The following is a 23897-nucleotide window of genomic DNA, read 5'->3' on the forward strand; positions in this document are numbered from 1 at the left end:
TAACCCCGACTTAAGGAGTTCCCCATGGCTGGCTTGACCGGTTGGCACCTGTTGGCACTTGTCGTCATCGTGCTGCTGTTGTTCGGGGCTGCAAAGCTCCCGGCACTCGCGAAGAGCATGGGGCAGTCTGCCCGCGTCTTCAAGGGCGAGATGAAGGCAATGCGCGAGGAAGACGCGCCCGCGGGGCAGGCGGATTCCACTGAAGCGCCGAAGAACAGCGGCTCGACGGCATCCGACAGCGGCACTGTAGCCGGGCCCGATCGCGTCAGCTGACCTTCGTGGCCGCCATCGAATCGGCCGCGCAGGCTGAGAGCGACGGGCGCGCCGAACGCCGCATGTCGCTCGGCGCGCATCTCGTTGAGCTGCGCAAGCGGTTGATCATCGCTGCCATCGCGCTGGTCCTCGGCATGGTGGTCGCGTTCCTTGTGACCGACCCCATCATCCATTTCATCACCGAGCCTGTACGCAAGATCGCCGAAGAGCGCGGCGACCAGATCGTGGCGCTGACGTTCTCCTCGGTGACCAGCCCGTTCGATCTCCGCATGCGGATCGCGTTCTCGATCGGGCTCTTCTTCTCTGCTCCCGTCTGGCTCTGGCAGATCTGGGCGTTCATCATGCCTGGGCTCACGAAGAAAGAGATCCGCTATACGGTCGGATTCGTCGGCGCGGCGATTCCGCTCTTCTTCGCCGGCTGCTACGTCGGCACGCTCGTCGTCCCGCACGTGATCGAGTTGATGGCCGGGTTCACCCCTGAGGGCGGAAACAACCTCTACGAGGCGTCGACGTTCTACGACTTCGTGTTCAAGCTGATGATCGTCGTCGGCGTCTCGTTCGTTCTGCCGGTGTTCCTCGTGGCGTTGAATCTCGCCGGCGTGATGACCGGTCGGGACATCCTCAAAGGCTGGCGCATCGCAGTCCTGGTGGCCGCGGTCTTCGGCGCCCTCGCGACGCCGGCGGCCGACATCGTGAGCATGCTCATGCTGGCGGGGATCCTCGTGCTCCTGTATTTTGCGGCGGCATTCGTCTCCCTCCTGTTCGACCGCCGCAAGCGCAAGCGCGACAAGGCGGCCGGTCTGCTGCCCGACGCCGCATGACGTCTCCTTCCGACCGCTACGCCGCGGCACGCGACGCATCGGAGCATCCGGAGACCCGTGCGTTCGCAGCGAAGCAGCGATTCGATCTCGATCCGTTCCAGGTTGCCGGATGCCATGCCTTGGAGCAGGGCCGCAGCGTGCTCGTCGCCGCGCCGACCGGGGCGGGGAAGACCATCGTGGGGGAGTTCGCCATCCACCTGGCGATGCAGACCCCCGGAGACAAGGCGTTCTACACGACGCCGATGAAGGCGCTGTCGAACCAGAAGTTCCGCGAGCTCGTCGATGTGTACGGTGCGGATCAGGTCGGCCTCCTCACCGGCGACACGAACATCAACGGCAACGCGCGCATCGTCGTCATGACGACCGAGGTGCTGCGCAACATGATCTACGCAGACTCACCCGCGCTGCGCGACCTGCGCTACGTGATCATGGACGAGGTGCACTACCTCGCCGACCGATTCCGCGGTGCAGTGTGGGAAGAGGTGATCATCCACCTCCCTCAGCACGTCCGCCTCGTCTCCCTCAGCGCGACCGTGTCGAACGCCGAGGAGTTCGGCGACTGGCTCGACACCGTGCGCGGCGACACCGAGGTCATCGTGTCGGAGATCCGTCCGGTCCCTCTCGAGCAGCACGTCCTCGTGCGCGACGACCTGCTGCCGCTGTTCGATGAGCGGGCCGGCCTCGCCACGACCACGGTGAACCAGGAGCTCATGCGCATCCGCTCCTTCACCGGCTCCAACTACGAGAACAACCGCCGCGCGCAGGCATACAACAGCAACCGGCACGCCGGGCGGAACGCCCAGCGCCCGCAACGCGGCGGGAGCCGACCCAACGCGCGGCGCATCGAGCGCATGGACCGGCCCGAGGTCGTGCACCTCTTGGATCGAGCGAACCTCCTTCCGGCGATCTTCTTCATCTTCAGTCGCGTCGGATGCGATGCCGCCGTGCAGCAGGTCCGCCGCTCCGGCGTGCGGCTGACGACCACGGAGGAGCGCGCGGAGATCAGGGCTATCGTCGAGGAGCGCACGCGGACCCTGCAGGACGAGGATCTCGGCGTGCTCGGCTACTGGGAGTGGCTGGACAACCTCGAACGCGGTGTCGCCGCTCACCACGCCGGCCTGCTGCCCGCGTTCAAGGAGGTCGTCGAGGAGCTCTTCCAGCGCAAGCTCGTCAGGGTCGTGTTCGCGACGGAGACGCTGGCGCTCGGCATCAACATGCCGGCGCGCACGGTCGTGCTCGAGAAGATGGAGAAGTTCAACGGCGAGGCCCGTGTCGCCATCACGTCGGGCGAGTACACCCAGCTCACCGGTCGCGCCGGCCGACGGGGGATCGACGTCGAGGGTCATGCGGTGGTGCAGTGGACCGAGGGCATGGATCCGCAGGCTGTCGCCGCTCTCGCCTCGCGACGGACCTATCCGCTCAACTCCAGCTTCCGCCCGACGTACAACATGGCCGTCAACCTGATCGATCTGTTCGGGAAGACCCGCGCGCGCCAGATCCTGGAGTCGTCGTTCGCGCAGTTCCAGGCGGATCGCTCGGTGGTCGGGCTGGCGAGACAGGTGCGCGAGGCCGAGGAGTCGCTGGCCGGATACCAGAAGTCGATGGCCTGCGATCACGGGGACTTCACCGAATACGCCGCGATCCGCCGCGAACTCAGCGACCTCGAGAAGAAGAACCGTCAGGACTCCCACGCCCCGCGAGGCGCACGGGAGAAGCGGATGAAGCGCATCCAGTCCCTCCGCGGGCAGATGCAGCGGCACGGATGTCACAGGTGTCCTGATCGGGAGGCGCACGCGCGCTGGGCGGAGCGCTACTGGAAGCTCAAGCGCCAGACCGACCGCATCCGCCGCCAGATCGAGACCCGCACGGGCACCGTCGCGCGCGTGTTCGACAGGGTCGTCGAGGTTCTCGAGACGCTCGACTACCTGACGGTCGACGCCGCGGGGGAGACGACGCTGACGGATGCCGGTCGGACGATGCGCCGCATCTACGGTGAGCGCGATCTCCTCGTCGCCGAGTCGCTCCGCCAGGGACTGTGGTCGGGACTCGACGCCCCCTCACTCGCCGCCATGGCGTGCTGCCTCGTCTACGAACCCCGTCGCGACGAGGCGAACTCGGGGGAGCGCGACCTCCCTCGGGGCGCCTTCCGGGTCGCCTACGAGAAGACGACCACGCTGTGGGCCGAGCTCGACGACCTGGAGAAGGACCACCACCTTCCCGGCTCCGAGCCGCTGGCGCCGGGACTCGCCGGAGCGATGCACTCCTGGGCGCGCGGAGGGATGCTCGATCGCGTGCTGATCGACGCCGACATGGCCGCCGGTGACTTCGTGCGATGGGCGAAGCAGACGATCGACCTGCTCGATCAGCTGTCGATCGTCGCAGAGGATGCCGCGCTCGCGCGCAACGCCCGCGCAGCCCTCGACGGCGTGCGCCGCGGCATCGTCGCATATTCGTCGATGTGAGAATAGGACCTGATGTCCGATTCTCCGGCGCGGCCGCGCCCTCTGCTCCCGCTCTGGGCTGCCGTCCTCTCGGCGGCCGGTGCCGCGGTGCTCATGCACCTCTCGTATCCCGGGGCCGCGATGTGGATACTCGCCTTTCCCGCCACGGCACTGCTGCTGCTCAGCGTGATCGGTCGACGCGCGGGGGGAGCCCTCCTTGTCGGTCTCGTGTACGGCATCCTGTTCTTCGCGCTTCTCGTGTCCTGGACCTCGCGCTACCTCGGACCGATCCCCTGGGGTGCTCTCAGCGTCGTCGAGGGCGGCCTCACGGCCCTCGCGATCGTTCCGCTCGCCCTGGCCTACCGGTGGCTTCCCCAGGCGTTCTCCGGGCCCACCGGGCGCCTGGTCCTGCTGCCCTCCGTCGTCGCGGCGCTCTGGGTGGGGCGTGAGCTCTTCCTCGGGAACTGGCCGTACGGGGGTTTCCCCTGGGCGCGTCTCGGCATGAGTCAGGCCGAGAGCCCGCTGGCCCCCGTGAGCTCGTGGGTGGGAGTCAGCGGCCTCAGCTTCCTGATGGTGTTGCTCGTCGCGATGCTCATCGAGGCTGTGAGGCTCCGGCTCTGGAACAGGCCGCTCCGTTTCGTCGTCCCCGCGGCGCTCGTGTTCGTGCTCCTGTTCACTCCGCTCTTCCCGACGGCCCCCAGCGGCTCGATGCGGATCGCCGCAGTGCAGGGAAACGGGCCCACCGGGTACTTCGACGACCGGGAGCCCTTTGCGGTGATCGACGCGCAGACAGCCGCCACCGAGCCGCTGTACGGCGAGGACGTCGACCTGCTCGTCTGGCCCGAGGGGTCTCTCGACGCCGATCCGTTCGAGTACGACGCCCTCGCGCGGAGGATGTCGTACGTGAGCGCCCGCATCGGCGCACCTCTTCTCGCGAACGCCGCTACGGGGCGCGGCGATCTGTTCTACAACACCTCCATGCTCTGGACGTCGGAGGGGAGCGCGGATCAGATCCACGACAAGCGCCATCCCGTGCCGTTCGGGGAGTACGTCCCCGACCGCGCGTTCTACAACGCGATCGTCCCCGACCTGATCGGACTGATCGGTCGCGAATACACGCCGGGCACGAATCCGCCGATCGTCGACATCGACGGCGTCAAGGTGGGATTGGCGATCTGCTTCGACGTCATCTACGACGACCTGATCCACGAGGGCGTGCAGGACGGCGCGCAGGTGCTCGTGTTCCAGACGAACAACGCCGACTTCCGGGGCACCGACGAGAACCTGCAGCAGCTCGCCTTCGCACGCATGAGGGCGATCGAGACGGGCCGCAGCGTGGTCAACGTCTCGACCGTCGGAACGAGTCAGATCATCAGGGCCGACGGGTCGACGGTCACGAGCCTGGACGCGGATGAGGCCGGTGCGATGCTCGAGGATGTCGAGCTCCGCACCGGCCTCACCGGGGGAGTGGTCGTGGGCCCCTGGCTGCAACAGCTGCTGCTCTGGGGCGGACTGGGCGCGCTCGTGGTCGGGTGGTGGCGCGCCCGGCGCTCTCAGGCGCCGATCTTCTGACGCGTCGGGTCTTCGCCGGCGCCGCGGCGGCCGCGGATGTACGCGAGACGCTCCTCGAGGAGCTCCTCGAGCTCTGCCCGTGTCCGTCGCTCCAGGAGCATGTCCCAGTGCGTGCGTGCGGCCTTCTCATCGGTGGCCTCGAGCGTGACGGCCTGGCCGTCGACGTTCAGGCGGGCCTCCGCGCCGCAGGAGCGGCATTCCCAGGTCTGCGGCGGCTCTGCATCGGCCGCGAACATCAGGTTCGTCACGTGGCCGCAGGTGTCACAGGTGTAGGTGGTCTCACGGCGCTCCATGAAAACGACGCCCTCTTCGCTCTGTAGGCTCTGGGCGCCGAGTCGGATGCCGCGTAGGCTGCGATCTGCCATTGTGTGGTCCTCTCGTCGCTGTCAGGTATAACGCTCCAGCCTGTGCGCTTCATCCGAGCGGACGCCTTCTGCTCAGGATTCACAGCCGAATCCCAGCGCAGAAGGCTATTCAGGCGCGAGAACCCGAAGAGCCACGTCGGCGCGGTCCGAGACGACGCCGTCGGCGCCGAGGGCGACGATGCGGGTCATGTCATCGGGTTCGTTGATCGTCCAGACGTGCACCTCCACGCCGTGGCGATGCGCCGCCCTGATCAGCGCCGGGCTCAACACCCTCAGACCGGCCTGCTTCTCCGGGATCTGCACGGCATCGATCTCCTGGAGGACCTTCGCAGGGGAGAGGCGGAGAGTCGACAGGGCGAGGAGCGACGCGATCGTCCCGCTGCCGGCCGACGTCGCCGGTCGGATGCTCGAGCCGGACCTGAGGACGGCCGCGACGGCCCTGCGCCGACGGGCATCCGAGAAGCTCGTGACGAGCACGCGATCGGCGTGCGGCGCGAGGATCGGTCCGAGCGGGTCGGCGGCGGCATCCGTCTTCACGTCGATGTTGAAGCGGATGCCCGGGAACGTGCTCAGCGCCTCTTCCACGGTCAGGAGACCGCCGTGGTCGGCGAAGAGCCGGCGCAACTCGCGGGTGGTCACGGTGGATATCGCACGATCGTCACCGGTGAGGCGCGTCAGGGTCGGGTCGTGGAACAGCACCACGTCACCGGACGCAGTGACGTGGCAGTCCGTCTCGATGTACTCCGCCCCGGCGGCGTGGGCGGCGGCGAAGGCGGCAGCGGTGTTCTCCCAGACACCGGAGTCCTCGCCCGCCGCGGTGATGAGGCCGCGGTGGGCGAGGACTCGGGGATGCCGTGCCTTCTCGAAGTACGGGTGGGTCACGCGCCCGGGAAGTTCGTCGGCGGCTGGCCGGGTTTGGGCGTGAACGCGCTGCCGATGCCCTTCAGGGCCTCGGTGAGCTCGCTCGGGATGATCCAGAGCTTGTTCGACTGGCCCTCGCTGATCTTCGGGAGCATCTGCAGGTACTGGTAGGCGAGGAGCTTGTCGTCCGGCTGCCCCTGGTGAATGGCCGTGAACACGTTCTGGATCGCCTCGGCCTCACCCTGTGCACGGAGCACGGCGGCCTGCTTGTCACCCTCGGCCTGGAGGATCGCGGCCTGCCGCTGCCCCTCGGCCTCGAGGATCTGCGACTGCTTGGAACCCTCGGCGGTCAGGATCGCGGCGCGTCGGTCACGCTCCGCGCGCATCTGCTTCTCCATCGAGTCCTGGATGGAGAGGGGCGGGTCGATCGCCTTCAGCTCGACGCGACCGACGCGGATGCCCCACTTGCCGGTGGCTTCGTCGAGGACGACGCGGAGCTGGCCGTTGATGTTGTCACGGCTGGTCAGCGCCTCCTCGAGGTTCAGGCCACCGACCACGTTGCGGAGCGTCGTGGTCGTGAGCTGCTCGACCGCGCCGAGGTAGTTCGCGATCTCATAGGTCGCGGCCCGGGCATCCGTCACCTGGAAGTACACGACCGTGTCGATCGAGACGACCAGGTTGTCCTCGGTGATCACCGGCTGCGGAGGGAACGAGACGACCTGCTCGCGCATGTCGATGAGCGGACGGAGCCGGTCGATGAAAGGAACCAGGAGGTTGAGGCCGGGCATGAGGGTCTTGTGATACTTGCCCAGCCGCTCCACGACCCCGGCCGTGGCTTGCGGGATGATGCGGATGGATCGAGCGAGGGTGACGATCAGGAAGATGATCAGTGCGATGAACACGATCCAGAGGATCGCGGTCGGAATGAACGATGTGTCATCCACGGAGGCTCCTAGTCGTTGACGGGACGGACGATGGCGGTGGCGCCGTTGATCTCGGTGACCGCGATCCTCGCGCCCTCCGGGATGGCGATCGGCGCGAACGTGCGGGCGGTCCAGGTGTCACCATTGCTGAGCTTGACCTGGCCCGAGATCTGCGTCACCTCCTGCAGAGCGAGACCCCGCAGATCGATGAGGGCATCGACGTTCGACTTCGTGGGGTCTTCACCTCGATGAAGACGCTTCAAGAGCGGCGGCCGGAGGAAGAGGATGAAGATCGCTGTCGCAGCGATCGCGATGATCACCTGCGCCCAGGCGGGGATGCCGAAGAGATCACTCACCAGGCCGACGGCGCTGCCCAGGCTGAGCATGAGGAAGGTGAAGTCGAGTGAGAGCATCTCGATGACGAGGAACACGGCGATCAGGATGATCCAGCCGACCCACGCCCAGTTCTCGATCAGGTCGATGAAGACGGAGAATTCGTTCATGCGGCCTCCTTTTCGGTCAACCTATCACGCGGCCGACGCCGCGGCACGGCGCGACGGAGGGCAGTTGGTAATGTGAGAGAGCCGCGTCATCGCGGCGTTCACGCATCATGAGGAGTCACCGTGACCGACGTTCTTCCCGCAGGTTCCCTCGATGGCAAGGTCGCCCTTGTCACCGGCTCATCGCGGGGCATCGGCGCCGACACCGTGCGCTACTTCGCCGAGGCCGGAGCCGACGTCGTCATCAACTTCCGCAACAAGGCGCCGCGTGCGGAGAAGCTCGCGAACGAGCTGCGCGCGCTCGGTCGTCGGGTGCTCGTGGTCGGCGCCGACCTGACCGACCCGGCGTCCGTCTCCACGATGTTCGACCAGGTGCGGTCCGAGTTCGGACGCCTCGACGTCCTCGTGCTCAACGCCTCCGGCGGCATGGAGTCCGGCATGGCCGAGGACTACGCGCTCACCCTCAACCGCGATGCGCAGCTCAACGTCCTGAACGCCGCGACGCCCCTCCTGGGCGACGGCGCGCGCGTCGTGTTCGTGACCAGCCACCAGGCGCACTTCATCCGCACCACTCCCACGATGCCGGAGTACCTCCCGGTCGCGCTCTCGAAGCGCGCAGGAGAGGACGCGCTCCGTGAGCTCATCCCCGTGCTCGCCGAGAAGGGCATCGGCTTCACCGTCGTCTCGGGCGACATGATCGAGGGCACCATCACCGCCACGCTCCTCGAGCGTGCGAACCCCGGTGCCATCTCCGAGCGCCGCGAGTCGGCGGGCAAGCTCTACAACGTCTCGGAGTTCGCCGCGGAGGTGGCCCAGGCCGCGATCGATCCCGTCCCGGCGGACAACACCCGTCTGGTCGGCGACACCAGCGGATTCGCCGCCGAGTAACCGTCTGCTCACGCAAAGAAGCGGCCCCGTCCTCGAAGGACGGGGCCGCTTCTGCGTGAGCGGCGTGACTACTCGCCCGCGACCGCCTGCGTGACGATCTTCGCATCGCGACCGAGGGTGAAGGCACGGATGATCTGCACCAGGCCGAGCACGACGAGCGAGACGCCGAGGAACACCCACAGCACGAGACCGGCAGCGAGCACGTTGAAGAGGACGTAGATGCCGGCGACGATGCTGAGGATCGCGTACAGCAGGGTCCAGACGCGTGATCCGTCGCTGCCGAGCAGCGTCAGGGACACGATGCCGTCAAACAGCCAGCTGACGCCGATGAAGATGACGGTGATGAGGGCGAGCGTGAGCGCCGCCTCCTTGAGGTTCGCGAACGCGATGACGCCGGCGACGACGTAGAGGAGACCGAGCAGGATGTGGCCGACGCGGGCCCAGCCGCCCTTCGCCTTCGAGAAGATCCCGAGGCCGACGTAGACGACGCCCGCGATGATCAGGTAGGTGGCGAAGATGCCGGTGACGATGACGGCCGACTTGACGGGCCAGACCAGGAGCACGATGCCGGCGATGAGCGACAGCACACCGGAGACGGCCAGGGAGACGCGGATGGCCTTGAAGGCGGATTTGGCGTCTGCGACGAGAGATTCGGACATGATGTGGATCCTTTCTGGGAAGATCCTGTGAGGGATGCCCAACACTTTAGCGCTGCCCGTTCCCCGCGCGGGGACGCGCGGCGGCGGGGCGTTGCACACGGTCATAGGCCGTGATCCGACGACATGGCAGTATCGGAAGGTGACCCCTGTGGACGATGCCCGGCTGCGCGAGCTCTCGGCCATGCGGCGCGTGCGCGACCGGATCGATCGCGAGTACGCCAGGCCGCTCGACGTCCCGGCCCTCGCGGCCGGCGTGCATATGTCGGCGGGGCACCTCAGCCGCAAGTTTCGCGAGACCTACGGGGAGTCACCGTACGCCTACCTGATGACGCGTCGGATCGAGCGCGCGATGGCTCTGCTCCGACGGGGCGACCTCAGCGTGACCGAGGTGTGCTTCGAGGTGGGGTTCCAATCCCTGGGCACCTTCAGCACGCGCTTCTCCGAGCTCGTCGGCCGGTCGCCGCGCGAGTATCGCCGTCATCCCGAGCCCGGACCCGGCATCCCCTCGTGGGTGGAGAAGCAGGCGACGAGACCGATCAGGAATCGAGAAGTGTCGGAGCGAGGGGATCGGTAGCGTCGTGGGCATGAACATCACCATCAACGCCAGCTTCCTCCCGCACACGGACGCCGAGGCATCCGTCGCCTTCTACCGTGACGTGCTCGGATTCGAGGTCCGCAAGGATGTCGGCTACGAGCAGATGCGGTGGGTCACCGTCGGTCCGGTCGGCCAGCCCGACACCGCCATCGTCCTCACGCCGCCCGCGGTCGATCCCGGCATCAGCGAAGGGGAGCGCGCCACGATCCTCGAGCTCATGGCGAAGGGCAGCTACGGCGGGATCGTCCTGGCGACGTCGGATGTCGACGCCGCGTACGCTGAGATCGAAGCGAGGGGCGCCGACGTCGTCCAGGAGCCGATCGACCAGCCCTACGGCATCCGCGATTGCGCATTCCGCGATCCGGCCGGAAACATGGTGCGTCTGCAGCAGACCGCCTGATCGAGAGAAGAGCAAGAGGATGCAGCAGCACGCCGCCGACACCCATGACCTGATCCGCGTGCAGGGCGCGCGTGAGAACAACCTCAAAGACGTGAGCGTGGAGATCCCGAAGCGACGCCTCACCGTCTTCACCGGGGTGTCCGGATCGGGGAAGAGCTCCCTGGTGTTCGACACCATCGCCGCGGAGTCGCGTCGGATGATCGATGAGACCTACAGCGCCTTCGTGCAGGGATTCATGCCGTCCGTGCCTCGTCCCGACGTCGACGTGCTCGAGGGGCTCACCACCGCCATCATCGTCGACCAGGAGCGCCTCGGAGCGAACCCGCGCTCGACGGTCGGCACGGTCACCGACGCGAACGCGATGCTGCGCATCCTCTTCTCCAAGCTGGGGCAGCCGTACATCGGCGGCCCGACCGCGTTCTCCTTCAACATCCCCACCCAGAAGGCCAGCGGTGTGATGACGGGCCCCGGCGGGGAGAAGAAGATCGTCAAGGACGCGATCTACCTCGGCGGCATGTGCCCGCGGTGCGAGGGGAGGGGAGCGGTCTCCGATCTCGACCTCGCCCAGATCGTCGACGAGTCGAAGTCCCTCGACGAGGGCGCGATCATGGTGCCCGGCTACACCGCAGACGGATGGATGGTGAAGGGCTTCTCGCAATCGGGGTTCTACCCGGCTGACAAGCCGATCGCCGCGTTCAGCGAGAAGCAGCGGCACCTCTTCCTCTACGGCGAGGTCACGAAGGTCAAGATCTCCGGGATCAACATGACCTACGAGGGTCTCATCCCCAAGATCACGAAGTCGATGCTCTCCAAGGACCTCGACGCGCTGCAGCCGCACATCCGCGCGTTCGTCGAGCGCGTCGCCACGTTCGCGGTCTGCCCCGAATGCGACGGCACCCGTCTGACGGAGGGCGCCCGCTCGTCGAAGATCGACGGCGTCAGCATCGCCGACGCATGCCGGATGCAGGTGACCGACCTCGCGGCCTGGGTGCGCGGGCTGGATCTGCCCGGTGCAGGGCCGCTGCTCGAGGCCTTGAGCGCGAATCTCGACGCCTTCGTCACTCTGGGTCTCGGCTACCTGTCGCTGGAGCGCCCGTCGGGCACGCTGTCGGGGGGAGAGGCGCAGCGCATCAAGATGCTCCGTCACCTCGGCTCATCCCTCACGGACGTGACCTATGTGTTCGACGAGCCGACCATCGGCCTGCACCCGCACGACATCCAGCGCATGAACTCCCTGCTGCTGCGCCTGCGCGACAAGGGCAACACGGTGCTGGTCGTCGAGCACAAGCCCGAGACGATCGCCATCGGCGACCACGTCGTCGACCTCGGACCAGGCGCAGGCAGCGCCGGCGGCGAGATCTGCTTCGAGGGCACCGTCGAAGGGCTCAAGGCGAGCGGGACCAAGACCGGGGCGCATCTCGACGATCGGGCGGCTCTCAAGGACTCCGTGCGCACGGGCGACGGCGCCATCGAGGTGAGGGGAGCGACAGCGAACAATCTGCAGGACGTGGACGTCGACATCCCCAAGGGCGTGCTCACGGTCGTGACCGGCGTCGCCGGCTCCGGCAAGAGCTCCCTCATCCACGGCTCCGTCTCGAAGCGCGACGGCGTCGTCGCCATCGACCAGGGGGCCATCAAGGGCTCCCGTCGCAGCAACCCCGCCACCTACACGGGCCTGCTCGAGCCGATCCGCAAGGCCTTCGCGAAGGCGAACGGCGTGAAGCCTGCGCTGTTCAGCGCCAACTCCGAGGGAGCGTGCCCCACCTGCAAGGGAGCGGGCGTGATCATCACCGAGCTCGGCTTCATGGACACCATCGAGACGCCGTGCGAGGACTGCGGCGGGAAGCGCTTCCAGGCCAGCGTGCTGGAGTACAAGCTCGCGGGCAAGGACATCACCGAGGTGCTCGACCTGCCGGTCGCCGAGGCGCGCGTGTTCTTCTCCGAGGGTGAGGCCAAGCTGCCGGCGGCCGCGGCGATCCTCGGACGGCTCCAAGACGTCGGACTCGGCTACCTCTCGCTCGGACAGCCGCTGTCGACGCTGTCGGGCGGCGAGCGTCAGCGGATCAAGCTCGCGATCCAGATGGGGGAGAAGGGCGACATCTACGTCCTCGACGAACCCACCACCGGACTCCACCTCGCCGATGTGCAGAACATCCTCGGGCTCCTGGATCGACTGGTGGAATCGGGCAAGACGGTCATCGTCATCGAGCACCACCAGGCTGTCATGGCTCACGCCGACTGGATCATCGACATCGGTCCCGGCGCAGGTCACGACGGCGGCCGGGTCGTGTTCGAGGGCACTCCGGCCGATCTCGTCGCCGGCAGGGCGACGGTGACGGGGGAGCACCTCGCCGAGTACGTCGGGGCGTGAAGGGTCAGTCGCGGCGCGCGATGATCGTATAGGTGCACGGGACGAGGTTCTGCTCCGCCTCCGGCCAGGCGAAGCCGCCCGGCACCTCGATCATCCGCTGACTGAACCGCCAGGGGAGTGTCTTCCCCTCGTCGAAGTGGAGGAGCCTCAGGCCTGCCCTGAGCAGGGAGCCGAGGATCTCGGAGAGCGGATGCGGCCACTCGTAGGTTCGCGGATGCGCGAGCGTGCCGTCGCCGACGTACGTGTACTCGTCGTCCCACTGCTGCGCGGTGCCGTCGCCGAAGTACGGGTAGCGGAGGGTCAGCGTTGGTGAGTCCTCATCAAGCGCATAGAGCTGAGGATGACCGTCTCGGATGAAGAACGTCCCGCCGGGCCGAAGGAGCGCGACGATCTGCGCCGCCCATCGGTCCAGGTCGTCGAGCCACGTGATGGTCCCGATGCTCGTGTAGACGACATCGAAGTCTCCGGTCACGACACGTCGGGCGTCGAGGACGTCGGTCTCGACCCAGGTCGCGTCGACACCTGCGCGCTCCGCGAGCTTCGACGCCGCGTGGAGCGCAGAGGGGGAGAAGTCCACACCCGTGACGATCGCGCCAGCGCGCGCCAACGAGACGGTGTCGGTGCCGATATGACACTGCAGGTGGCACAGGTCGAGCCCGGCGAGGCTCTCCGAAGGAAGGAACGGCGCCAGGGCGGCGAGATCTGTACGGACCACATCGCTCAGGTGCGCGGGATCGTCGTACGCATCCAATCCGTACGCCACTTCGTGCAGCGGTACGCGATCCTCCCAGTTCTCCCGGTTCGTCGCCCGGGCTTCCTCCCACCCGATCTCCGCGTTGGTCTCGTTCACGATGCGAGCCTATCCGCCGTGCTGCACGCCGGGCCGTCGGTGCAGCAGGACAATGGACGGATGTCCGTAGATCGCTCGTATATCCGCGTCAAGGCAATGCTCATCGCACCGCATCCCGATGGATCCCGGCACCTCGTCAGCAGAAACGCTCCGACCACGGAGAACCCGGACGGATATGACCGTCTCGTCGGCGGCAGTGTCGAGCTCGGAGAAACCCATCGTGAGGCGATCATCCGCGAGGTTCGGGAGGAACTCGACTCCGCGATCCTGGATCTGGTGCATGTGGGCGTCGTCGAGAACATCTTCCGGTTCAACGGTGAGCTCGGTCATGAGATCGTCGCGCTGTACACCGGACGTCTGGCATCCATGCCGCCCAGCGAAGGCGGCGCGCTCACGGAATCCGACGGCTCGACGGTCCCTGTCGTGTGGCGTCCGTTCGATGACGCTCAGCTCACGGTTCCGCTGTATCCCGCGGCCGCGAACGAATGGATACGCGACCTGCCCAGCGACCTCGTGAGGTAATGCCGATAATGCACATTATGTCAGTTCACGTGAGAGGCGCCCCCGGGACTGACCGGCACATCCTCCCCTGACGGCGCCGTCGGCTGCACCAACTGAAGTCACGCTCACAGCGCAGTGTGAGTCAACGGCGTGAAGTCGACACTTGAGTCACGGTGGCGTGCTCGAAGCCATTCGATCGCCTCGTGCAGGTCTCGGCCGATGTTCGTCAGCGAGTCGAATCGGGTCGTGTGATATATCGTCAGCTCATCATCGTCATCGCGGGCGCCGGTGTCCCAGGCGAGATAGTCGCCGTTCTCGCTCATGGCGAAGACCACAAGTCGCTGCGCGATCTCCCACGAGCCGTGGGGCTCGACCTTCCAGTCGTAGCCCTCTGTCTGGCCCTCATCGAAGTCCTCATGCAATCGATCAGTCAGGTGTTGGCCTCGACCCACCACGCCGTCACCGAATCCCGTGGGGGCCGGTGTGTAGATGAGCCAGAGACCGAACAGCCGCCCCCAGCCGAACGAGCGGACGAAAGAAACGTACGACGGCGGAAATCCTGCGCCGTCCGGCAGCCGGTGATTGGTGAGCGTGCCCTCATCCAGTGTCGGCTCGGGCAGCTCGCTGATGGAGAGCTTCCACGGATCCTCGTTGTCCACCCCTGAAGGGTATCCGTCGGCGGCTCAGTGGTTCACATCCCCGTGCGATGCGCCTCTCGCTGACGAGACGGTCCCGCTGCGTCCCGGTCGCGTGGGAGTCGCTCGTCTAGGCTCTCAGCATGACCAACGCCGATAGATGCGAGCGATGCGGTCACTCCGTGGATCTTCATGATCGTCACGTGCGGTTCGTCAAACCCGATCCCGTCGTGGATGCTGGAGAGATCCCCACATCCGATATCTGGATGACGGACGCCGATGCCAATGCATCGGTCATGATGCAGGTGAACAACGTCGGGGCGTTCGTACGCGCCCTGCTGCCGGTGCACCTGACCGCAGGACACACGGTCACGTATGGCATCTGGATCGCCATCGATCCCCGCGAGCTTCGCCGCGTCTTTGACGCGTGGTGGTCGGCGCAGTACGCCGACCTGGTCGTCGACGGGTTGGTGGCCAACGCCATCGAGCCGTGGGGCCTTCTGGGCACGCCTGTGCGACTCGCCGTACTCGATCCGGATCACACCCCGTACTGCGTCGGGAGTCGCGACGACCGGCTGCGATCGGTACTCACGGATGAGTGGGACCACGAGATCGTCCTGTCTGCACTCCCCTGAGCGGACGTGTCGGTGCATGGACGCTCAGTGAGAGCCGTCGACCCCGTAACCTGCGAGGAACAGTGCGACCGCTCGTGAGACGTCGACACCGGCGGGAGCGCCTCCGAGCAACTGCGCGTTCAGTGGGGCGCCGATCACGAGCCAGGTGAACTGCTCCGCAGCCGCGTGAGAATCCTCGATCTGAAGCCGCCCCTGCTCGCTGATCCCCTGCAGCGCTGCGGCGAGGTTCTCGATGTTCGCGTTCCAACTCTCCTCGAGGTACCGCTCCGCCACATCCGGGTGTGCCGTGGCCTCAGCCGTCACCAGCCGACGCATCTCCAGCACGGGGGCGCTGAGGATGCCCGCTCGCATCGTCTCCCCCAGTTCCACGAGCCCTGCCCTCACGTCACCGCTCTCCCCCAGGCGTGCCAACGCCGGCCGCATCGCATCCCTCCCTGCGTGCGCCCAATCGCGCACGACCGCGGCGAAGAGGGCCGGCTTCGACGAGTGCTCCCGGTACAGGGACGCCTTCGAGATCTTCGCGCGCTTGGCGACCTCATCCATCGAGGTCCCGGCGTATCCACGCTCCAGAAACACCCCTCGAGCGACCGCGACCAAGTCGGCACCGGAACTCCCCGCAGGTCGGCCGGGGCCGCGAACGCTGTCTGTCATGGTCACTACTTTAGTACTTGACAGTTCTAAAGTTGGCGGAATAGCATTCAGTACTAATCGGTACTAAAGGAGCGTCATGATCGTCATCGGAATCCTTGTCGCGTCGGTAGCCTCATTCCTCGCCAGCGCCGCCCTCTATGCGATACCCGCCGTCTCTGCGCTCATCGCGCGAACGGCGACGCCGAGACCCGGTCTCCCCGTCGTCGTCCAGATGCTCAGCGTGCTGCTGCGGAGCATCCTCGCCTCCGTGTTGATCGCCGGGCTGATGCTGGCTGCCGACTGGCACGGCCCCGCGACGGGCGCAGCGCTCGGCCTCACCCTTTCCGCACTCCCCCTCATCCTCCTCATGGGCGGCGTGGTGCATGAGAACACCGCCCTGTCGGCAGCCGGCGTGCATCTGCTCGACTGGATCATCAAGCTCACGCTCATCGGGGTCATCATCGGCCTCTTCCTCTGACACGAGTCCCGATCGGAGAACCTCATGACCAGCACGACCCCCTTGGACATCACCTTCACCGCGACACTGGGAAAGGTTCGCGCCGGAGACACGTGGACCTGTGTGCAGCTGCCGGACTCGGCGGAGATCTTCGCCACTCGGGGCCTGGTCAAGGTCGAGGGGACCATCGATGACGTGCCGTTCCGGGGCGCTTTCATGGCTCTCGGTGACGGAACCCACAAGCTGCCCGTCGCGTCCGCGATCAGGAAGAGGATCGGCAAGACCGATGGAGACGCCGTCACCGTCCATCTGACCGGTCGTCGGAGTTTGAGCGGCTCCGTCTGACCTCCTCCGCGGACGCCGACTCGTCGTTCCGCGACGTCGGGTGGCGCGATCCGAACCGCCGAGCAGGAGTAGCGTTGAACCGTGAAGCAGGTACACGTCTCCCCCGCAGCGACACAGGGATGGCGGGCCTGGCTCATCTGGTCCGTCGGCGTCGCCGCCTATGTCCTGGCCATCACGAATCGCACCTCTCTGGGCGCCGTCGGCGTCGATGCTGCAGACCGGTTCCAAGCCGACGCCTCGACGCTCGCGCTCTTCGCCGTCGTGCAGCTGGCGGTCTACGGCGGGATGCAGATTCCGGTCGGCGTCCTTCTCGACAAGTACGGATCGCGCCCGATCATGACCATCGGCATGATCCTGATGGCGGCGGGGCAGCTGACCATGGCGGTCTCCCCCAGCATCGGCATCGCGATCCTCGCCCGCATCCTGCTCGGGGCAGGCGATGCCGCGATCTTCCCTGCGGTGCTCCGTCTCGTGGCGACCTGGTTCCCGGCGCAGCGGGGGCCGCTGATGGTGCAGTTCACCGGCATCCTCGGGCAGGCGGGGCAATTGGTCGCGCTCGTTCCGCTCGCCGCGTTCCTGCACGCCACCAGCTGGACGATCACCTTCGGAAGCATCGCGGGACTCGGAGTGCTGTTCGCGATCCTCGTCTTCCTCGTCATCCGCAACCATCCGCCCGAGCGCGGTGCGGACGTCACCGTCGACACGGACACGGGGGTCATCCGCGTCGTCACCTCCGCCATCGACACCGGTGTCGGCATCCGAGCCGCATGGGCGCACCCGGGCACCCGCCTCGCGTTCTGGTCCCACTTCACCACGCCGTTCGCCGGCACCGCGTTCGTCCTGCTCTGGGGAATGCCGTTCCTCACCGCCGCACAGGGACTGGACACGGCGCATGCCGCGGCGATCATCTCGGTGTATGTCGTCGCGGGCATGGCACTCGGCCCGGTGATCGGCGACCTGTCTCGGCGCATGCCCAACCAGCGCTCTTTCGGGCTCGTCCTGCCCGCCGTCGGCATCCAGCTGGTCGCCTGGGTCGCGGTGATCGCGCTCCCCACACGAGCGCCCGAGTGGATGCTGTACGTGCTCGCCGTCGCGCTCGCGACCGGAGGCCCCGCCTCCATGATCGCCTTCGACCACGCCCGCACGCACAACCCGTCCCACCGGCTGAGCACCGCGACGGGCGTGACGAACGCGGGTGGCTTCATCGCGGCGCTCATCGCGATCTTCCTGATCGGACTCGCGCTCGATCTGCAGGGCGCGGGAACACCCGCCACCTACACGCTCGATGCGTTCCGCGTCGCATTCCTCATGCCGATCCCGTTGTGGATCCTCGGCACCGTGTTCATCCTCATCGAGCGCAAGCGCACTCGCATCCGCGTCGGCCTGGATCCCGACCGGCGTCGTTGACGGCCTCGAACGGCGACTCTGAGGCCGGACGAAGGTCACCGGGTGGGGCGTCTGAGCGGCGTCCACCCGAACGGCACAGGGCCGTCGACGACCGCTCTCTCCTCGTCCGCCCTCGCTGACCACCCCTGTGCTTCGCCAGGGGTGTCGAAAGCGCCTCTCGCGACCCGGAGACCGACGTCCTCATGATGCATGCGGGGCGCTCCCCCGCGTCGGACCGATGCGCGCACGCTCCATGCATCATCCGCGAAGCCGCCCCCGCGGAACACGCGGTAGTCGTCGTAGCGCGCAGGGTCCAGCAGATCCCAGCACCACTCCCAGACGTTGCCGAGGGTGTCGAACAGGCCATTGAGGTTCGGGAGCTTCCCGCCGACATCCTGAGGAGAGGCGACCCCGTCCGCACCGGTCCACGCCGCATCGGCGAGAGGCGCGTAGTGGGGGCCCGTCGAGCCCGCGCGGCAGGCGAACTCCCACTCCGCCTCGGTGGGCAGCCGGTATCCCTCTGCGGTCACATCCCAGCTGACGTCCTCTCCGTCGAACCGGTAGACGGGGTCGAGTCCTTCCCACTCCGATGCGGCGTTGCAGAAGTGCACCGCTCTCAGCCAGCTCAGGTCGGACGCCGGACGACGCGGATGCCGTGACGGCACCGGCAGCACCTCGGCGAACTGCTCCTCGGTGATCGGGAAGACACCGATCTCGAAGGGTTCCACCTCGACGAGACGCTCGACCTTGCGTCGCGCGTCATGCAGGGTGACGGCGCCGCCGGCGATCCGCCGCATCTCGATGTCGGTCACGGCGTCCGTGGCGTCCGCTCGACCCAGTCGGGGTACTTCGCGGTGCGCCCATCCCCCGACGACGTCCCTGTCACGCGCCGTTTGACCCACGGCCCGACGAATTCGCGATAGTAGGCGAGTCCACCCGGGCCCATTGCCCGCTCCTCCCGCGGCGCCCACCAGCTCTCCGGCGGCTCGAATCCGAGCGCGTGCAGAACGCGAGCGGCCACGCGATGATGCCCGGCCGCGTTCATGTGAAGACGATCCTCCGACCAGTACTGCGGTCGGTAGAGCTCGTGATCGCCCCAGTTCAGCGCCGTGACGACGTCCGGACGCTCGGCGACCCGCCGCAGCACGGCATCCGACAGGAGATCTCCGCGCTTCTGGAACACCTTGCCCATCGGCAGCTGCCCGCTCGGGTTCGCTCCGGAGAGCAGGATGAGGGTCACGCCCTCTTCGTCGCAACGTCGCAGCACGCGGCTGAAGGCGTCGGCGATGTGCTCGACATCGGCTCGAGGCCGGAGCACGTCGTTGCCTCCGCCGTTGAACGAGAGGTGCGTCGGACGCAGGGCCAGCGCAGCCTCGAGCTGCTGCTGGACGATCGGCCAGGCGAGCTTGCCCCGGATCGCGAGATTCGCGTACTGGATCGGGTGCCCCGCGGCATCCGCCCAGCCCTGCGCGGTCAGGTCTGCCCAGCCGCGCTCCCGCCCGTCGGGGAGGACGTCGCCGACACCCTCCGTGAAGGAGTCGCCGATCGCCACGAAACGTACATCTGCCACCCCCTCAGCCTATGGCCGGGTGGCGACATCGGCGCTCAGCGGTCGTCCAGCGACTGCCCCTTCCGGTCGCTGAGACCCCAGGCCGCCAGCGCGGCGACGAGGAAGCAGATGCCGAAGATCACGAAGACGAGGGGCGCGCCTCCCATGAGCAGCAGTGCCGGAACCGCGAGCGGCGCGATGATCGACGCCACCCGCCCGATGCCGGCCGCCCATCCTGCGCCCGTCGCCCTCAGAGACGTGGGGTAGACCTCCGGAGTCACGGCGTAGAGCGCACCCCATGCACCGAGAGTGAAGAAGGACAGCGCCATCCCCGCGGCGATGATCGTGCCGGCCGTGCTCGCCGTGCCGAAGAACACCGCGGAGATCGCAGCCCCGACGAGGAACACCGAGAGCGTGCTGCGCCGCCCCCATACCTCGATCAGCCAGGCGGCCACGGCGTACCCCGGAAGCTGGGCGAGTGTGATGATCAGCGTGAACCCGAACGACCGGACCAGATCGAAACCCGCGTCGACGAGGATGCTCGGTATCCAGATGAAAGCGCCGTAGTAGGCGAAATTGACTCCCAGCCACACCACCCACAGGCAGACCGTACGGAGTCGGAACTCCGGATGCCACAGCGTCGTGACGCGTGACCTCGTGGTCGCGGTGATCGCCCTGGACGGCGGTTCCCTCCTGATCGCCGGACCCGCCACGATTCCCGCATCGAGCTCGAAAGACACGACGATCCGCTCGGCCTCCGCGATGCGGCCGCGCATGGCGAGCCACCGCGGCGACTCCGGCATGCCCCACCGCACGAACAGCGCGTACGCCGCGGGGATCGCCCCCAGCGCGAAAGCCCAGCGCCAGCCGTCGTCGGATGCCGGGATCACGAAGAAACCGATCAGCGCCGCGGCCGTCCACCCGACCGCCCAGAACGCTTCGAGGATCACGATCAGGCGCCCGCGGATCTTCACCGGAGCGAACTCGCTCACGTAGGTCGACGCCACGGGCAGCTCAGCACCCAGCCCGAGTCCCACGAAGAAGCGCAGCACCAGGAGCATCGCCAGGCCGCCGACGAGCGCGCTCGCCCCTGTCGCAAGCCCGTATATCAGCAGGGTCATGGCGAACACCTGGCGGCGCCCCAGGCGGTCCGCCAGCAGCCCTCCGAGCGTCGCGCCGACGGCCATTCCGATGAAGCCCACCGAGGCGACCCACCCGGCTTCGGGCTTCGTCAGCTCCCACTGCTGCGTGAGCGCCGCGATGATGAACGAGATGAGTCCGACATCCATCGCGTCGAGTGCCCAGCCCAGACCCGAACCGGTGAGGAGCCGCAGATGCCTCCTGGTGAACGGCACCTCATCCAGGCGCTGGGCGAGAGACGCACGACTCGGCAGAGAGGTGTTGGCCATGTCCTTCATCGTAGGGCCGGCGCCGCCCCTCCCCCGTCAGTCGGCGAGGAGTCTGCGCACGCGCGGCATGACCTCGGTGCCGTAGAGCTCGATGCTGCGCATCATCGCCTCGTGCGAGAGGGTCCCCGTGGCGTACTTCAGGTCGAAGCGACCCAGGCCGAGAGTCTTGACGGTGTCGGCGATCTTCGTCGCCACGCGGTCGGGCGAGCCGACGTACAGCGCGCCCTCGGGGCCGACGTCGTTCTGGAAGCGCGCCCGGCTGTACGGAGGCCACCCGCGCTCGCGTCCGATCGTGTTGTTCATCGCCTCGAAGCCGGAGTATGCGGCATCCCATGCCTCGTCGTCGGTGTCCGCGATGTGGCCGGGCGAGTGCACGGAGACGGGGTGCGACGTCGTCCCGAAAGATGCGACGGAGCGGTGGTACAGATCGACGAACGGCTTGAACCGCACAGCGGGCCCGCCGATGATCGCCAGCATAAGCCCGAGTCCGTGCCGAGCCACGCGCACGACCGACTCAGGGCTGCCGCCGACGCCGACCCATGTGCGCAGGCCCTTCTCCGTCTTCGGGAAGACATCCGCGTTCTCCAGCGACGCGCGCATCGTGCCCGACCAGGTGACGGGCTCCTCCTTCAGGAGCTGGACGAACAGGTCGAGCTTCTCCTCGAAGAGAGCCTCGTAGTCGCGCAGGTCATACCCGAAGAGGGGGAAGGACTCGATGAACGAGCCGCGACCGAGAACGACCTCCGCGCGGCCGTTCGAGACGGCATCCAGCGTGGCGAAGCGCTCGAAGACACGGACAGGATCGTCCGATGACAGCACGGTGACGGCGGTGCCCAAGCGGATGTTCTCGGTCTTCCCGGCGATCGCCGCGAGAACCATCTCGGGTGCGGACACGGCGAACTCCGGACGGTGGTGCTCCCCCACGCCGAAGAAATCGACGCCGACGGCGTCTGCCAGCTCGGCCTGCGCCACGACGTTCCTGATCGTCTGCGCGCCGCTGAGGAGGTCGCCGCCCGCGTCTCTGGTGATGTCGCCGAAGGTGTCCAGCCCGAACTCGATGCTCATGTCATCCCTTTCCATTCAGATGCATGAACACCGGTGCGGGCCGGACCATTCCCGCTACTTCTCGAGCAATGCGGTGCGCAGCGTGTCGAGACCGACTCCACCCATGTCGAGCGCCCTCTTGTGGAACTCCTTGACGTCGAAGTCTGCACCGCGCTCGGCCTGGTACGCCTCACGAACCTGCTCCCAGATGCGCTGCCCGACTTTGTAGGACGGCGCCTGCCCCGGCCAGCCGAGATAGCGGTTGACCTCGAACTGGACGAACTGATCCGACATGTTCACGTTCTTGCGCATGAAGGCGAGAGCGTAGTCCGCATCCCAGACCCCATCGCCCTCGAGCCGCGGCTTGCCCAGGTGCACGCCGATGTCGAGGACCACACGCGCCGCACGCATGCGCTGGCCGTCGAGCATGCCGAGACGGTCGGCGGGATCGTCGAGATAGCCGAGCTGCTGCATCAGGCGCTCGGCGTACAGAGCCCATCCCTCGGCGTGGCCGGAGGTGCCCGCGAGCAGGCGCCGCCAGGAGTTCAGCTCCGCGCGGTTGTACACCGCCTGCGCGATCTGCAGGTGATGACCAGGGACGCCCTCGTGGTACACGGTGGTCAGCTCACGCCAGGTGTCGAACTCGGTGACGCCCTCGGGGACGGACCACCACATGCGACCGGGGCGCGAGAAGTCATCGGTCGGGCCGGTGTAGTAGATCCCGCCCTCCTGCGTCGGCGCGATCATGCACTCGAGGGTGCGGATCGCTTCGGGGATGTCGAAGTGGGTCGCACCGAGCTCGGCGACGGCACGATCGCTCGTCTCCTGCATCCAGCGCTGGAGCGCGTCGGTGCCCACGAGCTTTCGCGACGGGTCGGACTCCAGGTGCGCGACGGCTTCCTCGACCGAGGCTCCGGGGAGGATCTCATTCGCGATCGCCGTCTGCTCCGCGACCATGCGCGCGAGTTCCTCGCGCCCCCACTCGTACGTCTCATCGAGATCGATCGTGGCGCCGAGGAAGCGACGCGAGTTCAGCGCGTAGAGCTCCCGGCCCACGGCATCGACCTCGCTCGCCACCGGCGCGAGTTCCTCAGCGAGGAAACGACGCAGCTCGTGGTAGGCGACGCGGGCCGCTGCGGAGTTGTCGGCGAGGGTACGGGCGAGGGATGCCGGGAGGTTGCCTTCCTCGGGGCCGCCGTTCGCGACGAACTCGGCGAAGAAGCCGTCATCGGCCGTGTAGCGATCGATCTGCGTGGCGACCTCGGTGACCTGACGGCGTGCGGGTGTGACGCCCGCCGCGATACCGGCGCGGAGCGTCTCGGTGTAGCCGCGGAGCGCATCGGGGACGGCAGCGAGTCGCGTGGCGATCACCGACCAGTCGTCGCTCGTCGCGGTCGGCATCAGGTCGAACGCGGCACGGACATCCTGTGCGGCAGACGCGATCACGTTGAGATCGCGCAGGTGCCAGTTCGCCTCGTGGAGCTCGAGATCGAGGCTCAGCTCGGCGCTGAGATCGGTCTTGGTCACCTCATCGATGGCATCGACCGGCTCGAGGGCGGCCAGCTTCGCGAGCGTCGCCCTCGTCGCTGCGGCGACCTCCTCGTGACCCTGCGGGCTCAGATCGCCGAAGCGATCGTTCACCTCGGAACGGCCGATGTAGGTGCCGAGGGTCGGAGCGAGGACGGCGATCGTGTCGACCCACTCGTCGGCGACCTTGTCGATGGCTGACGGGGTGCGGGGTGCGGAAGTCATCCCTCCAGCGTAGCCCGCGGCACCCCGTCGCAACA

At 67.3% G+C, this 23897-nt stretch carries 26 protein-coding genes; 13 read left to right on the forward strand and 13 right to left on the reverse strand.

Translation table 11 applies throughout. The annotated features are described in order from the left end of the window. Nucleotides 1-24 precede the first annotated feature (24 nt). From ACFY5A_RS14360 to lnt, 4 genes are all read left to right on the forward strand, one after another. The gene (locus ACFY5A_RS14360; RefSeq protein WP_344010131.1) at nucleotides 25-273 is read left to right on the forward strand and encodes a twin-arginine translocase TatA/TatE family subunit; all 249 of its coding nucleotides are present in this window, start codon (nucleotides 25-27) and stop codon (nucleotides 271-273) included. A gap of 62 nt (nucleotides 274-335) precedes the next feature. Next, entirely contained in the window at nucleotides 336-1094 is a 759-nt protein-coding gene (tatC, locus tag ACFY5A_RS14365; protein WP_341942571.1) for a twin-arginine translocase subunit TatC, read from the forward strand. Beyond that, on the forward strand, nucleotides 1091-3556 hold the full coding sequence (locus ACFY5A_RS14370; protein WP_105675042.1) for an RNA helicase: 2466 nt from the start codon (nucleotides 1091-1093) through the stop codon (nucleotides 3554-3556). The genes tatC and ACFY5A_RS14370 overlap by 4 nt, the downstream gene beginning before the upstream one ends. A gap of 12 nt (nucleotides 3557-3568) precedes the next feature. After that, nucleotides 3569-5107 carry an apolipoprotein N-acyltransferase gene (lnt, locus tag ACFY5A_RS14375; RefSeq protein WP_341942172.1) on the forward strand — a complete coding sequence of 513 codons (1539 nt, stop codon included), beginning with the start codon at nucleotides 3569-3571 and terminating at the stop codon, nucleotides 5105-5107. Here lnt and ACFY5A_RS14380 read toward each other — a convergent pair. The 4 genes from ACFY5A_RS14380 to ACFY5A_RS14395 form a co-directional block, all read right to left on the reverse strand. Continuing rightward, nucleotides 5089-5472 (reverse strand): RNA polymerase-binding protein RbpA, encoded by a 384-nt coding sequence (locus ACFY5A_RS14380; protein ID WP_105675046.1) that lies wholly within the window; start codon nucleotides 5470-5472, stop codon nucleotides 5089-5091. The genes lnt and ACFY5A_RS14380 overlap by 19 nt on opposite strands. A 105-nt stretch (nucleotides 5473-5577) precedes the next feature. Continuing rightward, complete coding sequence (locus tag ACFY5A_RS14385) at nucleotides 5578-6354, reverse strand: glycerophosphodiester phosphodiesterase family protein (RefSeq protein ID WP_341942171.1); 777 nt, start codon at nucleotides 6352-6354, stop codon at nucleotides 5578-5580. Then, nucleotides 6351-7277, reverse strand: coding sequence for an SPFH domain-containing protein (locus tag ACFY5A_RS14390; protein ID WP_341942170.1), 927 nt, complete (start codon nucleotides 7275-7277; stop codon nucleotides 6351-6353). Before ACFY5A_RS14390 ends, ACFY5A_RS14385 begins: the two co-directional genes overlap by 4 nt. 8 nt (nucleotides 7278-7285) lie before the next feature. Further along, nucleotides 7286-7759, reverse strand: a complete 474-nt coding sequence (locus tag ACFY5A_RS14395; RefSeq protein ID WP_105675053.1) for an NfeD family protein — start codon at nucleotides 7757-7759, stop codon at nucleotides 7286-7288. Nucleotides 7760-7879: 120 nt separating this feature from the next. Here ACFY5A_RS14395 and ACFY5A_RS14400 point away from each other — a divergent pair, with 120 nt between their 5' ends. Continuing rightward, the gene (locus ACFY5A_RS14400) at nucleotides 7880-8644 is read left to right on the forward strand and encodes an SDR family oxidoreductase (protein WP_387235008.1); all 765 of its coding nucleotides are present in this window, start codon (nucleotides 7880-7882) and stop codon (nucleotides 8642-8644) included. A 68-nt stretch (nucleotides 8645-8712) separates the two neighbouring features. Here the strand turns inward: ACFY5A_RS14400 and ACFY5A_RS14405 are convergent, their stop codons facing one another. Continuing rightward, nucleotides 8713-9303: an HdeD family acid-resistance protein gene (locus ACFY5A_RS14405; protein ID WP_386952489.1), complete on the reverse strand. Its 591-nt coding sequence runs from the start codon at nucleotides 9301-9303 to the stop codon at nucleotides 8713-8715. Nucleotides 9304-9484: 181 nt separating this feature from the next. Here ACFY5A_RS14405 and ACFY5A_RS14410 point away from each other — a divergent pair, with 181 nt between their 5' ends. From ACFY5A_RS14410 to ACFY5A_RS14420, 3 genes are read left to right on the forward strand one after another with little or no spacing between them, the layout of a single operon-like run. Beyond that, entirely contained in the window at nucleotides 9485-9877 is a 393-nt protein-coding gene (locus tag ACFY5A_RS14410) for a helix-turn-helix transcriptional regulator (protein ID WP_223587462.1), read from the forward strand. Nucleotides 9878-9887: 10 nt separating this feature from the next. After that, a complete protein-coding gene (locus ACFY5A_RS14415) occupies nucleotides 9888-10298 on the forward strand; it encodes a VOC family protein (RefSeq protein WP_223586423.1) in 411 nt (136 codons plus the stop codon). 19 nt (nucleotides 10299-10317) lie between these two features. Further along, entirely contained in the window at nucleotides 10318-12669 is a 2352-nt protein-coding gene (locus ACFY5A_RS14420; protein ID WP_387235011.1) for an ATP-binding cassette domain-containing protein, read from the forward strand. Nucleotides 12670-12673: 4 nt separating this feature from the next. On the opposite strand, the gene ACFY5A_RS14425 is transcribed toward ACFY5A_RS14420, so the two are convergent. Then, on the reverse strand, nucleotides 12674-13519 hold the full coding sequence (locus ACFY5A_RS14425) for a class I SAM-dependent methyltransferase (protein WP_387235014.1): 846 nt from the start codon (nucleotides 13517-13519) through the stop codon (nucleotides 12674-12676). A gap of 60 nt (nucleotides 13520-13579) precedes the next feature. Here ACFY5A_RS14425 and ACFY5A_RS14430 point away from each other — a divergent pair, with 60 nt between their 5' ends. Beyond that, nucleotides 13580-14041, forward strand: coding sequence for an NUDIX domain-containing protein (locus ACFY5A_RS14430; RefSeq protein ID WP_387235017.1), 462 nt, complete (start codon nucleotides 13580-13582; stop codon nucleotides 14039-14041). Nucleotides 14042-14145: 104 nt separating this feature from the next. On the opposite strand, the gene ACFY5A_RS14435 is transcribed toward ACFY5A_RS14430, so the two are convergent. After that, nucleotides 14146-14679: a hypothetical protein gene (locus ACFY5A_RS14435; RefSeq protein WP_387235020.1), complete on the reverse strand. Its 534-nt coding sequence runs from the start codon at nucleotides 14677-14679 to the stop codon at nucleotides 14146-14148. A gap of 119 nt (nucleotides 14680-14798) precedes the next feature. On the opposite strand from ACFY5A_RS14435, the gene ACFY5A_RS14440 reads away from it, so the two are divergent. Beyond that, nucleotides 14799-15290: a hypothetical protein gene (locus ACFY5A_RS14440; protein ID WP_341942161.1), complete on the forward strand. Its 492-nt coding sequence runs from the start codon at nucleotides 14799-14801 to the stop codon at nucleotides 15288-15290. Nucleotides 15291-15314: 24 nt separating this feature from the next. On the opposite strand, the gene ACFY5A_RS14445 is transcribed toward ACFY5A_RS14440, so the two are convergent. Beyond that, nucleotides 15315-15941, reverse strand: coding sequence for a TetR/AcrR family transcriptional regulator (locus ACFY5A_RS14445; RefSeq protein WP_341942160.1), 627 nt, complete (start codon nucleotides 15939-15941; stop codon nucleotides 15315-15317). 76 nt (nucleotides 15942-16017) lie between these two features. Between ACFY5A_RS14445 and ACFY5A_RS14450 the strand changes: the two genes are divergently transcribed. From ACFY5A_RS14450 to ACFY5A_RS14460, 3 genes are all read left to right on the forward strand, one after another. Next, nucleotides 16018-16398, forward strand: coding sequence for a DUF1761 family protein (locus ACFY5A_RS14450; protein WP_387235023.1), 381 nt, complete (start codon nucleotides 16018-16020; stop codon nucleotides 16396-16398). 24 nt (nucleotides 16399-16422) lie between these two features. Then, nucleotides 16423-16722, forward strand: coding sequence for a DUF1905 domain-containing protein (locus ACFY5A_RS14455; protein ID WP_387235026.1), 300 nt, complete (start codon nucleotides 16423-16425; stop codon nucleotides 16720-16722). 81 nt (nucleotides 16723-16803) lie between these two features. Beyond that, nucleotides 16804-18129, forward strand: a complete 1326-nt coding sequence (locus ACFY5A_RS14460) for a nitrate/nitrite transporter (RefSeq protein ID WP_387235029.1) — start codon at nucleotides 16804-16806, stop codon at nucleotides 18127-18129. 35 nt (nucleotides 18130-18164) lie between these two features. Here ACFY5A_RS14460 and ACFY5A_RS14465 read toward each other — a convergent pair whose 3' ends face one another. From ACFY5A_RS14465 to ACFY5A_RS14485, 5 genes are read right to left on the reverse strand one after another with little or no spacing between them, the layout of a single operon-like run. Then, the gene (locus ACFY5A_RS14465) at nucleotides 18165-18905 is read right to left on the reverse strand and encodes a formylglycine-generating enzyme family protein (protein ID WP_387235959.1); all 741 of its coding nucleotides are present in this window, start codon (nucleotides 18903-18905) and stop codon (nucleotides 18165-18167) included. Nucleotides 18906-18916: 11 nt separating this feature from the next. Then, complete coding sequence (locus ACFY5A_RS14470) at nucleotides 18917-19678, reverse strand: SGNH/GDSL hydrolase family protein (protein WP_341942156.1); 762 nt, start codon at nucleotides 19676-19678, stop codon at nucleotides 18917-18919. A gap of 35 nt (nucleotides 19679-19713) precedes the next feature. Continuing rightward, entirely contained in the window at nucleotides 19714-21066 is a 1353-nt protein-coding gene (locus ACFY5A_RS14475) for an MFS transporter (protein ID WP_341942155.1), read from the reverse strand. Between the two features lie 36 nt (nucleotides 21067-21102). Beyond that, complete coding sequence (locus tag ACFY5A_RS14480) at nucleotides 21103-22131, reverse strand: LLM class flavin-dependent oxidoreductase (protein ID WP_341942154.1); 1029 nt, start codon at nucleotides 22129-22131, stop codon at nucleotides 21103-21105. 54 nt (nucleotides 22132-22185) lie between these two features. Further along, complete coding sequence (locus tag ACFY5A_RS14485; RefSeq protein ID WP_105677423.1) at nucleotides 22186-23862, reverse strand: DUF885 domain-containing protein; 1677 nt, start codon at nucleotides 23860-23862, stop codon at nucleotides 22186-22188. Nucleotides 23863-23897: the final 35 nt, after the last annotated feature.

Origin of the sequence: Microbacterium sp. NPDC012755, from assembly GCF_042901325.1 — a bacterium.
Lineage (GTDB): Bacteria > Actinomycetota > Actinomycetes > Actinomycetales > Microbacteriaceae > Microbacterium > Microbacterium natoriense.